Source organism: Mycobacterium helveticum, assembly GCF_007714205.1.
Classification (GTDB): Bacteria; Actinomycetota; Actinomycetes; order Mycobacteriales; family Mycobacteriaceae; genus Mycobacterium; species Mycobacterium helveticum.
In genome coordinates, this window is sequence record NZ_VMQU01000017.1 from 46892 (window position 1) to 58705 (window position 11814).

Here is an 11814-nt window from a genome sequence, read left to right on the forward strand (position 1 = left end):
ATGACCGTCCATCCGCCCCACCGCCGCGACGATGTTTTCCCGGCTACCGGCCACCACCCGGGGCCCCCGCATGCGCCGCGTCCACCAGCCCCCAGGCAAGTGCGGTCGCGGTGCCGACCGTACGCCCCGACAACACCAGATATGCCGTGCGCCAGCGCCCGATGCGGCGCGTCACGCTGACGGTCCCGCCGGCGCCCGGGATCAGGCCCAGCGCCAGCTCGGGCAGCCCGAACACCGTGTCGGCTGCGGCGTCGACCCACCCGCAGAAGGCCGCCATCTCCAGGCCGCTGCCCATCACCCGGCCGTGCACCTGCGCCCGGCAGTCCCGGCCCAGCCGGGCGGTGAGCGCGTCGAGTGCCAGGGCGGGGCTGTGCCGGGTGCGGGCCAGGTGTGCGCTCGCCGGGTCGGCGAGCGTGCCGAATTCGGCCAGGTCTCCGCCGCTGCAGAACGAGGGACCATTGCCGCGCAACACGATTCCCGTCACCGAGGGGTCCAGTTGAGCGACGGTCAGCGCGTCGAGCAGCGCCGCGCGCGCGTCGGTGGAGAACGCGTTGTGCCGCTGCGGCCGGTTGAACTCGATACGCAGGGTGTCGCCGTCGCGCTGCAGTCGCACCGGGTCGGCGATCTCGGGCATGCTTGTCGGGCCGCGGCCGGCGAGCCAGCGCGCGAACTCCGGACCCGCCTGCAGGGTCGAGTAGGCCAGCGACTCGGTCAGCACGCCGGCCAGCGCCGGGCCGGCGGGATCGACCGAGCGCAGCACGTCGTCGCAGACGCTGCTGGCGTGCGGCCAGCGCCGGCAACGTTCGCCGAGCTCGGCCAGGGTGTCGGGCACCGAGTCGACGGTGACGACCCGCCGGTCCTCGCAGCGCTGTTCGGTGAGGGTGAAAGTTGCTCGCTCGAGCCAGTATTCGGGCGCACCGGCGACCGGCCCGACGGCCACCACCACCCCGGGCGGCTGCCCTGCCGGCATCAGCTCGTCGGCCTGCGCCGGCTCGGCCAGATCGACGACGCGCAGCGTCACATCGAGTACTTCTTGACCAGCTCCCCCTTGTAGAGCTTGCCGGTGTCGGTGCGCGGCAGCTGCGCCTCGAACGAGATCGACCGGGGACACTTGTAGTGCGACAACCGATCCCGCAGCCATACCAGCAACTCGCCGGCGAACGCCTCGGTGGCGTCGGCCGGGTCCACGGTCTGCACCACCGCCTTGACGCGCTGGCCCATCTCGTCGTCGGGAATGCCGAACACCGCCGCGTCCAGCACCTTCGGGTGGGTGACCAGAAGGTTCTCGGTTTCCTGCGGGTAGATGTTCACCCCGCCGGAGATGATCATGTGGTGACGCCGGTCGGTCAGGTAGAGGTAGCCCTCGTCGTCGACGTAGCCGACGTCGCCGACGGTGACCCACCCGCGCCTGTCGCGTGAGGCGGCGGTTTTCGCCTCGTCGTTGAGGTACTCGAAGGAAAGGCCGCCCTCGAAGTAGATCTCGCCGGCCCGCCCCGGGGGCAGCTCGTTGCCGTCCTCGTCGAGGATGTGGATCTGGCAGGACATCGGCTTGCCGACCGAGCCGGGGTGGGCCAGCCACTCCTCGGCGCTGATCAGCGTCGACCCGATCGCCTCCGAGGAGGCGTAGTACTCGTCGATGATGGGCCCCCACCAGTCGATCATCTGTTTCTTGATCTCCACCGGGCACGGCGCCGCCGCGTGCATCACCCTTTGCAGGCTGGACAGGTCGTATGAATTACGCACCGCCTCAGGAAGTTTCAGCATGCGGGTGAACATCGCCGGCACGAACTGGCCGTGCGTGACGTGGTGGCGCGCGATGGCGTCCAGGCAGCCCTCCGGGTCGAATTTCTCCATCACCACCGTGGTGATGCCCCCGGCCTGCGCGCTCATCGACCACACCGACGGGGCGGTGTGGTAGAGCGGCGCCGGGCTCAGGTAGATCGAGTCCGGGTTCATCCAGAAGCTCACCAGCGCCGACATCATGCCGGGCGCCTCGGCCGGCGCGACGTGCGGGAGTTCGCGTTTGATGCCCTTGGGGCGGCCCGTGGTGCCCGAGGAGTACTGCAGCAGGTCACCCTCGAGTTCGTCGTCGATCGGCGTATCGGGTTGGTCGGCAACGCATTCGGGGTAACGCTGCCAGCCGCGTAGCTCGGCCTCCCCTTCTTCGCACGCGATCAGCCGCAGTTCGGGCAGGCCACCGGGCCGGGGGCCCCTCCCGCTTGCGGGGGAGTGCTCGCCCAGGTTCTCGCAGATTTTGCGCAGCGCCGCCGAGCCGACGATCGCCTTGGCGCCGCTGTTGTCGACGATGTAGGCCGCCTCGGCCGCGGTCAGGTGGGTGTTGATCGGCACGTAGTACAGGCCGCTGCGGCGCGCCGCCCACATCACCGCATGGATGTGCTCGTTGTTCTCCATGAGGATCGCCACGGCGTCGCCCTCGACCAGGCCGGCCTTGCGGAAGTAGTGCGCCAGCCGGTTGGCCCGCGCCTCCAGTTCGTCGAAGGTGACCACCGTGCCGGAAGGGTGGAGGATGACGGCCGGCTTGCCCGCGCCGAGGTGCTCCCGAATCTGCATGCGCCGACTGTACCGCCACGGAAATTGACGGGTGTCAACTGTCCGCCGGGCAGGCGCGCGGGTTACTCGGCCTCGGCCAGCCGCTGCTTGAGCGCCTCGAACTCGTCCTTGACGCCGGTGGGCAGCTTGTCGCCGATGAACTCGAACCACTCCTCGATCAGCGGCAGTTCCGCACGCCATTCGGCGGGCTTGACCGCCAGCGCGGCCGCCACGTCCGCCGGGCTGGCGTCGAGGCCGTCGAGGTCCATGTCCTCGACCGAGGGCACCATCCCGATCGGGCTGTCCTGGCCGCCGGCCTTGTGCTCGATGCGGTCGACGATCCACTTGAGCACCCGGCTGTTCTCCCCGAACCCGGGCCACAGGAACTTGCCGCCCTCGCCGCGGCGGAACCAGTTGACGAAGAACACCTGGGGCAGCTTGGACTCGTCGGAGTTCTTGCCGATGTCGATCCAGTGCTGCATGTAGTCGCCGACGTGGTAGCCCATGAACGGCAGCATCGCCATCGGGTCGCGCCGCACGGAGCCCACCGTGCCCTCGGCGGCCGCGGTGCGCTCGGAGGCCATGGTGGCGCCCATGAACACCCCGTGCTGCCAGTCGCGGGCCTGCGTCACCAGCGGCACGGTCGTCTTGCGGCGGGCTCCGAACAGGATCGCCGAGATCGGCACGCCCTGCGGGTCGTCCCACTCCGGCGCCAGGATCGGGCATTGCGACATCGGGGTGCAGTAGCGCGAATTCGGGTGGGCCGCCGCGGTTTCGGTATCCCGGAAGTACCAGTCGTTGCCCTTCCAGTCGATGAGGTGCGGCGGCTCGCCCTCCAAGTCCTCCCACCACACGTCGCCGTCGTCGTCGACCGCCACATTGGTGAAGATCGTGTTGCCCGCGGCGATGGTCCGCATGGCGTTGGGGTTGGACTTCCAGTTCGTGCCCGGCGCCACGCCGAAGAACCCCGCCTCGGGGTTGACCGCGTACAGTCGGCCGTCCTTACCGAAACGCATCCAGGCGATGTCGTCGCCGAGGGTTTCGGCGCGCCAGCCCGGGATGGTCGGCTGCAGCATGGCCAGGTTGGTCTTACCGCACGCCGACGGGAACGCCGCCGCGATGTAGTAGGCCTTGTTCTCCGGGGAGATCAACTTGAGGATCAGCATGTGCTCGGCGAGCCAGCCCTCGTCGCGGGCCATGACCGACGCGATGCGCAGCGCGTAGCACTTCTTGCCCAGCAGCGCGTTGCCGCCGTAGCCGGAGCCGTAGCTCCAGATCTCCCGGGTTTCCGGGAAGTGGGTGATGTATTTGGTGTCGTTGCAGGGCCAGGGCACGTCCTGCCGGCCCGGTTCCAGCGGCGCCCCGACCGAGTGAATCGCCTTGACGAAGAACCCGTCGTCGCCGATCTTCTCCAGGGCGGCCGTGCCCATCCGGGTCATCAACTTCATCGAGACGACGACGTATTCGGAGTCGGTGATCTCCACGCCCAGCTTGGGGTCCTCGGCGCCCAGCGGCCCCATGCAGAACGGCACCACCCACATCGTGCGGCCGCGCATGCAGCCGCGGTAGAGGTCGGTCAGGAGGGAGCGCATCTCGGCGGGGTCTTTCCAGTTGTTCGTCGGGCCGGCGTCTTCCTCGCGCTCCGAGCAGATGAACGTCCGGGACTCCACCCGCGCCACGTCGGAGGGGTCCGACCGCGCCACGAACGAATTGGGGAAATTCTTCTCGTTGACCCGTTGGAACGTGCCCGCCTCGACCAACTGCTCGCAGAGCCGTTGCCACTCCTCGTCGGAACCGTCGGCGAACATCACCCGGTCCGGCTCGGTGAGCTCGGCGACCGCCCGGACCCACGACAGCAGACCCTGATGCTTCGTCGGCGCGTTATCCAGACCGGGAATGGTCGCTGAGGTCATCGGACTCTCCTGAATTCTCCTGCGTGCTTACGGGCGTCTGTACCTATCGCCGCGCCCACACAACGATTGACATGGTGGCGTTGACTACAGGTTATCGTGAGCAACTTGTCGAGTGAGGCTCGGGCAGGTATAAGCCTGCTCACAACAACGATTCAGAAACCAGTGCCGAAAGTCGGCAATCCCGAAGTCGGCAATCCCGGAATCGACAATCACTGCCGTTGCGCTCCTTGACTGCGGTCAGCCGGTGTCGGCATCCTCGGCACGGCCCTCGTTCTGCCGGATACCCGGTTCGCCCAGTTCCTCACGCACGAACTCGAGCGCGGCGCGCAGCGCCGGCATCTCCTTGTCGCGCGCCGCGGCGGCCCGCGCGGCCGCGACGGCGTGCTCGCGCAGCTCGGTGTCGATGGCGTCGACCCGCTCGCCGACGGCAACGTTCTCGGCCTCGTCACGGGCGACCAGTGCGGTGCTCAGCGCCGCCTCGGCGGCCAGCACCCGCGTCGCGACCAACTCCTCCACGACCGAGCGCAGCGATGCCGTCAGATCGCCGGCCCAGCGGTCCAGCATCGCGCGGTCATGCAGCAGGCCGCGCAGGTGGACCACCACGAACGTGACGGCCAGTCCGACCGCCACGCAGGCCGCGGCACCGGCCATTTCCACCGCGGCATTGGGCCGCGGGGCCAGACCGGACACCAGCCGGCTCAGGGTCAGCGCCACGCCCAACCCGAATCCGGCGCCCAGCAGCGTCATCAGCCAGGTCTCCTGCCGCCGCGACCTGAGGGGCGGGGCGGCGGCGTCGACCGACGGCAACGCCCCCGAGCCGGCATCCAGGTCCCTCAAGCCCGGCAGGTCCACCGGCACGCCCACCGCCTGCGCCACGTCCGCCAGGTGGGTGGCGGTGCCCTCGCTGACCTCGGCGACCACCTCGTCCGCCCGGCTGCGCGCCCCGGCCTCGAAGCCGGGCATGTCCCGCCGCGACAGGTTCGCGGCGTCCGCCTGCAACTCGCCGCGCACCGACGCGCACCGGTTGCGCGCGAAGTGGGACAACTGGACCCGGGCTTGCTGGATCTGGCCGCGCAGCGTGATGGTGCGCTCGGATCTGGCCTGGCGCCGCTCCCGCAACGCGGTGCTGCGCTCGTCGCGCAACGCATCGACCCGGGCCCGGCGGCCGGATCCCTCGGCGTCGCGGTCGAACCGTTGCGCGGCGTGCCACAGCCGCGCCTCCCACGCCCGTAACCGGTTGCGCCGCGCGATGTCGGGATCGGCGAGCCCGGCGGCGACGCAGCCGACCACGTCGTCCACCCGGGGCTCGCCGAGGTCGGGCCGGGCCGCCGCGCCCACCCAGGGCACCCGGGCGTAGCGCGGCGCATGCGCGGCCAGCGTCTCGCGGTTGGCCTCGAGCACGTCGCGCCAGGCGTGATGGACGTCGACCTTGGACACGACACCCACCACCACGTCGGTGCTGCCGGCCGCGGCGTCCAGCAGCGCGCAGTCGGACGGGGTCAGGGGGGCCGCCGCGGAGACGACGAACACCACGGCGGCCGGCGCGTCACCGGGAGCCAGGTCCGCCGACTCGACGAACTTGTGCTGCGGCAACCGCTCGCGCAGCGCCTCGGCTACCGCGCTCACGCCGGCCAACCAGGGCCCGGCGACCAGCACCACGTCGCGGCGGGTGACGGCGGGCAGACCCAGCCGCGGCGCCACCGCCGCGACCCGGGCATCGACCCGGTCGGCCGGATCGCCGGCATCGCCGTCGCCGCTCACCACGCGTGCCCCGACTGTTCGGGCAACGACCCGCAGGCCTGCGACCACAACCGCAGCGAACCCCTGGCGATGTCCGCGCCGCAGGCGCGGTGCAGGTCGCTGACGGGGCCCATCCGACCGAGGCTGTAACGCTGCCACCGCACGGCGCGCGGCAAGTGCGCGGCCGCGTCGCGGCCGTCGGCCCACACGGGGCCGGCCTCGAGCCCGGCCGCCTCCGCCACGTCGACCGCGGCGGCCATCCGCGCCAGCACGGTGTCGTCCCGGGTGAGGAAGCCGCCGATCCGCTCGTCACCGACGGCGAGGGCCTCCAGTTCCGCGACGGCGTCGAGCACGCGCCGGTAGCGCGCCTCGGCGCCGACGGCGGCCAGCGCGCCCAGGACGGCATCGACGCCGCTCATGCGCCGCAGCAGGACCCGGACCTGGGCCTGTGTCCGGCCCTGGCGCACCGCGGCCACCGCAAGCGCGGTGCCGAACAGGTCCAGCGTGTCCAGCAGGCGCCGCCGCACGTCGGCGGGCACCGCGGACTGCGCCGCGAGGAACCCGTCGCAGGAGAGATCGAAAAGGTCGGCGTGACCGGGATGGTCGGCCAGCAGCCGCAGCGCGGCCCACAGGCCGCCGTCCAGGCCGCCGAGCGCGGCGACGGCCAGCGATCCGATCATCGGTTCGACGGGGACCCCGACGAGCGCGGACAGTTCGGCGGCCCGGGTGCGCGCCGCCGCGATCGGTCCGTCACCGGTGCGGCCCGACAGCGAGCCGACCAGGTCGGCCTTGTTCAGCACCGCCAGAACCGGCTGTCGGGCGCTCGCGATCGCGGCCGCGTCCTCGGGTTTGATCACCTCGGTGACGACGTGGACGATCACCTCGACGTCGGGCGCAACCTCACCCGCCGGGGAGATCTCGCACAACGCCGCCGAGCCGATGGCGGCCCGCTCGCCGGCCGCCGCCCGCAGCCCGCGCGCCACCGTGCCGCGCCCCGCCCCGCGGCGTCCACGGACCGCCACGCGCAGCGGTTCGGCGGTGCGCTCGGCGATCGCCGTCACACGGGGCTCGGCGAGCCCGGCGGCGAACCGCGTCAGCCCGTCGACGAAGATCCGGTGGCCCTGCCCCTTCATGTCCTGCCCCCATCCGGTCGGCCCGCCGGCCTCGGTCGGCCCGGCGGCGGCATCGACCGCTGTAGGGTCGTTTCCGAGGCCGGGTGCATTTGCCGGGCGGCCGGTGTGCGGGCCCGCTCCCAGCCCACCCCGGCGGCCCGCCGCGGCCCGCGCCGTCGCTGAGCGGTCCCACCGAATGGTGGCACCTGAATGAGGGAGATGCGAGCCACCGTTTATCTGTTACCAGCTGAAGGCAACCGTTGGGTATCAATCCGGACCAGAGGCGGCTACATCGGACATCGAGGGACATTTATGGGCCACCATGAGCAGATGCATGCGCAACCCGGCGTGGGGATACGTCCCGACACACCGGTGGATGCGGGGGCACCCGCGATGCGGTCCGCGCCGGACCCGCCCATGGCCGGCCCTGATCAGCGCCACCTGCCGGCCACGAGTTTCCGCTCGCGGCGTTCCGCGCTGTCGGGGGCCCAGCGTGACACCTGGGAGCGCCGCTGGCCCGAGCTCGGGCTGTCGCTGGGTGACCGGGATTCGGTTGGCGGCGAACCGCTGGACACCCGCGGCTGGTTCGGCCGCGCGGCACCGCTGGTGCTCGAGGTCGGCTGCGGCAGCGGGTCGTCGACCCTGGCGATGGCCAAGCAGGAGCCGGGCATCGACGTGATCGCGGTCGAGGTCTACCGGCGGGGCCTGGCCCAGTTGCTGTGCGCGGTCGACCGCGACCGGGTCGCCAACATCCGGATGATCCGCGGCAACGGGATCGAGGTGCTGCAACGCCTGATCGCCCCGGGCTCGCTGATCGGGGTCCGCGTGTTCTTCCCGGATCCGTGGCCCAAGGCCCGCCACCACAAGCGCCGCTTCCTGCAGCCCGCCACGATGGGCATGATCGCCGACCGGCTACTCCCCGGCGGTGTCCTGCACGCGGCGACGGACCACCCCGGGTACGCCGGGCACATCGCCGAGGCCGGCGACGGCGAACCGCGGCTGCGCCGAGCGGATCCCGGCGCGCCGTTGCCGATCTCGGTCGCCCGCCCCACCACCAAGTACGAGACGAAGGCCCACGAGGCGGGCAGCACCGTGACCGAGTTGATCTGGGTGAGGCCGGAATGAGGCCCGGAATGAGGCCCGGAATGAGGCAATGCACATGAGCCTCGCAGAAGAGACCGCGGCGGCATCCGAACCCGCGGAATCCCCGGGGGAACTCTCCGGTGGCGGCCTGTCGGGCTTCCAGCCGTCGGGCGGGCGCGTCCTGCTGGTGTGGGACGCGCCCAACCTCGACATGGGCCTGGGCTCCATCCTGGGCCGCCGGCCCACCGCCCTGGAACGTCCCCGCTTCGACGCGCTGGGCCGCTGGCTGCTGGCGCGGACGGCCGAGATCAGCGCCGGCCGGCCCGGCGTCGTGATCGAACCCGAGGCCACCGTCTTCACCAACATCGCGCCGGGCAGCGCCGACGTGGTGCGGCCCTGGGTCGACGCCCTGCGCAACGTGGGGTTCGCAGTCTTCGCCAAGCCGAAGATCGACGAGGACAGCGACGTCGATCGCGACATGCTCAGCCACATCGAACAGCGGCGCTCCGAGGGGCTCGCGGGGCTGGTCGTCGCGTCCGCCGACGGTCAGGCGTTCCGGGAGCCGCTGGAGGAGATCGCTCACACCGGGGTGCCCGTCCAGGTGCTCGGATTTCGCGAACACGCGAGTTGGGCGCTAGCGTCGGATACCTTGGACTTCGTCGACCTGGAGGACATCGCCGGTGTCTTCCGGGAACCGTTGCCGCGGATCGGCCTGGATTCGCTGCCCGATCAGGGGGCGTGGCTGCAGCCGTTCCGGCCGCTGTCAGCGCTGTTGACCACCCGTGTGTGACACTGGAAAACCTATGCGCGGGTCGATAACGATCCAGTAAGGAGCTTGCGTGTTCGCCTGGTGGGGTCGAACGGTGTACCGCTACCGGTACATCGTTATCGGGGTCACGGTAGCTCTGTGCCTGATCGGCGGCGCTTTCGGGATCAGCCTGGGCAAGCACGTCACGCAGAGCGGTTTCTACGACGAGGGCAGCCAGTCGGTGACGGCCTCGATCATCGGCGACAACGTCTACGGCCGGGACCGCACCAGCCAGATTGTGGCTACGTTCACCGCGCCCAAGGGAAAGACGGTCGACGACCCGGCCTGGCGGAGCAAGATCGTCGCCGAGCTCAACAAGTTCGTCAAGGACCATCCCGACCAGGTGCTCGGCTGGGCCGGCTACCTCGCGTTGGCCCCCGGCGCCGAGCCCCCCAACGCCCAGATCAAGGGCATGGCGACCGAGGACAAGAAGCACACCTTCGTCACCATCCCGTTGAAGGGCAATGACGACGACACCATCCTCAACAACTACAAGGCCGTCGCCCCCGACCTGCAGAAGCTCGACGGCGGCACCGTGCAGCTCGCCGGCCTCGAGCCGATCGCCAATGCCCTGACCGGCACCATCGCCACCGACCAACGCCGCATGGAGGTGCTGGCGCTGCCGTTGGTGACGGTCGTGTTGTTCCTGGTGTTCGGCGGCGCGGTCGCCGCCGGCCTGCCGGCCATCGTGGGCGGCCTGAGTATCGCGGGCGCGTTGGGCATCCTGCGGCTGGTGGCCATGTTCGGTCCGGTGCACTTCTTCGCCCAGCCGGTGGTCTCGCTGATCGGGTTGGGTATCGCCATCGACTATGGGCTTTTCGTGGTGAGCCGGTTCCGGGAGGAGATCGCCGAGGGTTACGACACCGAGGCCGCGGTGCGACGCACCGTGATGACGGCCGGTCGCACCGTGACGTTCTCGGCGGTGCTGATCATCGCGTCGAGCGCCAGCCTGCTCGTGCTGCCACAGGGATTCGTCCATTCGCTGACCTACGCGATCTTCGCCGCGGTGGGGCTGGCGGCCCTGCTGTCGATCACGTTCCTGCCGGCGTGCCTGGGCATCCTCGGCCGCCACGTGGACGCGCTGGGCGTGCGGACCGCGTTCCGGGTGCCGTTCCTGCGGAACTGGAAGTATTCACGCGCCTACCTCAACTGGCTTGCGGACCGGCTGCAGAAGACCAAGACGCGCGAAGAGGTCGAGGCCGGCTTCTGGGGCAAGCTGGTCAACTGGGTGATGAAACGGCCGCTGGCCTTCGCCATCCCGATCGCCGTCGGCATGATCCTGCTGGTCATCCCGCTGGGGAACCTGTCGCTCGGTGGTATGAGCGAGAAATACCTGCCGCCGGACAACCCGGTGCGCCTGGCGCAGCAGCACTTCGACAAGCTCTTCCCCGGCTACCGCACCGAGCAGCTGACCGTGGTGATCGAGAGCGACAACCACACCAAGGTCACCGACCAGCAGGTCGCCGAAATCCGCAACCGGATCTCCTCGATCAACGGGTTCACCGACAAGACCTGGGAGGAGCGGCCGTGCCCGACAATCGCCGACAACCCCTGCGTCCCGGGACCGAACGGAACAACGCACCCCAAAAACGACACGGTGCGCGTGATCCAGAACGGCTTGGTCAACAAGAGCGATGCCGCTAAGAAGATCAACGAGCTACGGGCGATCGCCCCGCCCAAGGGGCTGACCCTTCTGGTCGGCGGCACACCCGCCCTCGAACAGGATTCGATTCACAGCCTGTTCGACAGGGGCCCGTTGATGCTGGTGTTGCTGCTCGGCGCCACCCTGTTGCTGATGTTCCTGGCGTTCGGCTCGGTGGTGCTGCCGATCAAGGCCGCGGTGATGAGCGCGCTGACGCTGGGCTCGACGCTCGGCATCCTGACGTGGATCTTTGTCGACGGGCACCTTTCGACGTGGCTGAATTTCACGCCGACACCGCTGATGGTGGTGCTCATCGCGCTGGTCGTCGCCGTAGGTTTCGGCCTGGCCACCGACTACGAGGTTTTCTTGGTATCGCGAATGGTCGAGGCGCGGGAACGCGGAATGTCCACCGCGGAGGCCATCCGGATCGGCACCGCGACGACGGGACGCCTGATCACGGCCGCCGCTTTGGTCCTTGCCGTGGTCGCCGGGTCGTTCGTGTTCTCCGACCTCGTGCTGATGAAGTATCTGGCGTTCGGGCTGATGGCGGCGTTGCTGCTGGACGCGACCGTGGTGCGGATGTTCCTGGTGCCGTCGGTGATGAAGCTGCTCGGCGACGACTGCTGGTGGGCGCCGCGCTGGGCGAGGCGCCTGCAGAACCGCATCGGCCTGGGCGAGATCGACCTGCCCGACGAGCGCAGGCGGCCCACCATCAACGGCCGGCCCGCGCGGCCCCCGGTCTCGGCGGGCGCCCTGGTCGCCGCCGCCCCGCGGGCACCGCACGACCCGACTCACCCGGGCGCGCTCGAGCCGGCGCGGCCCCGTCCGCCCGGCCCGGCCCGGCCGGACGGCGACGCCGAGACGACCCGGCTGCCGGCATCCGACAAGAACGCGGGCGCCGCGCCCGGCAACCACAATCCGCCCGTCCCCCAACGGTCGGCGGACCACCGCGGCCCGGGCCAGCCC

8 protein-coding genes are annotated in these 11814 nt (G+C 70.5%); 3 read left to right on the top strand and 5 right to left on the bottom strand.

The features are described from left to right. Positions 1–43: 43 nt before the first annotated feature. From FPZ47_RS06275 to FPZ47_RS06295, 5 genes are all read right to left on the bottom strand, one after another. The gene (locus tag FPZ47_RS06275) at positions 44–970 is read right to left on the bottom strand and encodes an enoyl-CoA hydratase/isomerase family protein (RefSeq protein ID WP_144950281.1); all 927 of its coding nucleotides are present in this window, start codon (positions 968–970) and stop codon (positions 44–46) included. A gap of 47 nt (positions 971–1017) precedes the next feature. Next, positions 1018–2571, bottom strand: coding sequence for a fatty-acid--CoA ligase FadD4 (gene fadD4, locus FPZ47_RS06280; RefSeq protein WP_144950237.1), 1554 nt, complete (start codon positions 2569–2571; stop codon positions 1018–1020). A 62-nt stretch (positions 2572–2633) separates the two neighbouring features. Further along, positions 2634–4463 carry a phosphoenolpyruvate carboxykinase (GTP) gene (locus FPZ47_RS06285; RefSeq protein ID WP_144950235.1) on the bottom strand — a complete coding sequence of 610 codons (1830 nt, stop codon included), beginning with the start codon at positions 4461–4463 and terminating at the stop codon, positions 2634–2636. 237 nt (positions 4464–4700) lie between these two features. Next, positions 4701–6224: a hypothetical protein gene (locus tag FPZ47_RS06290; RefSeq protein ID WP_144950233.1), complete on the bottom strand. Its 1524-nt coding sequence runs from the start codon at positions 6222–6224 to the stop codon at positions 4701–4703. After that, on the bottom strand, positions 6221–7336 hold the full coding sequence (locus FPZ47_RS06295) for a hypothetical protein (protein WP_144950231.1): 1116 nt from the start codon (positions 7334–7336) through the stop codon (positions 6221–6223). Before FPZ47_RS06295 ends, FPZ47_RS06290 begins: the two co-directional genes overlap by 4 nt. 291 nt (positions 7337–7627) lie before the next feature. On the opposite strand from FPZ47_RS06295, the gene trmB reads away from it, so the two are divergent. The 3 genes from trmB to mmpL3 form a co-directional block, all read left to right on the top strand. Continuing rightward, entirely contained in the window at positions 7628–8440 is an 813-nt protein-coding gene (gene trmB / locus FPZ47_RS06300; protein ID WP_210419841.1) for a tRNA (guanosine(46)-N7)-methyltransferase TrmB, read from the top strand. Between the two features lie 34 nt (positions 8441–8474). Next, positions 8475–9188 (top strand): NYN domain-containing protein, encoded by a 714-nt coding sequence (locus tag FPZ47_RS06305; protein WP_144950227.1) that lies wholly within the window; start codon positions 8475–8477, stop codon positions 9186–9188. Positions 9189–9237: 49 nt separating this feature from the next. Then, positions 9238–11814 (top strand): trehalose monomycolate exporter MmpL3 (gene mmpL3 / locus FPZ47_RS06310; protein ID WP_246859824.1); only part of this gene is annotated, 2577 nt, incomplete at its 3' end.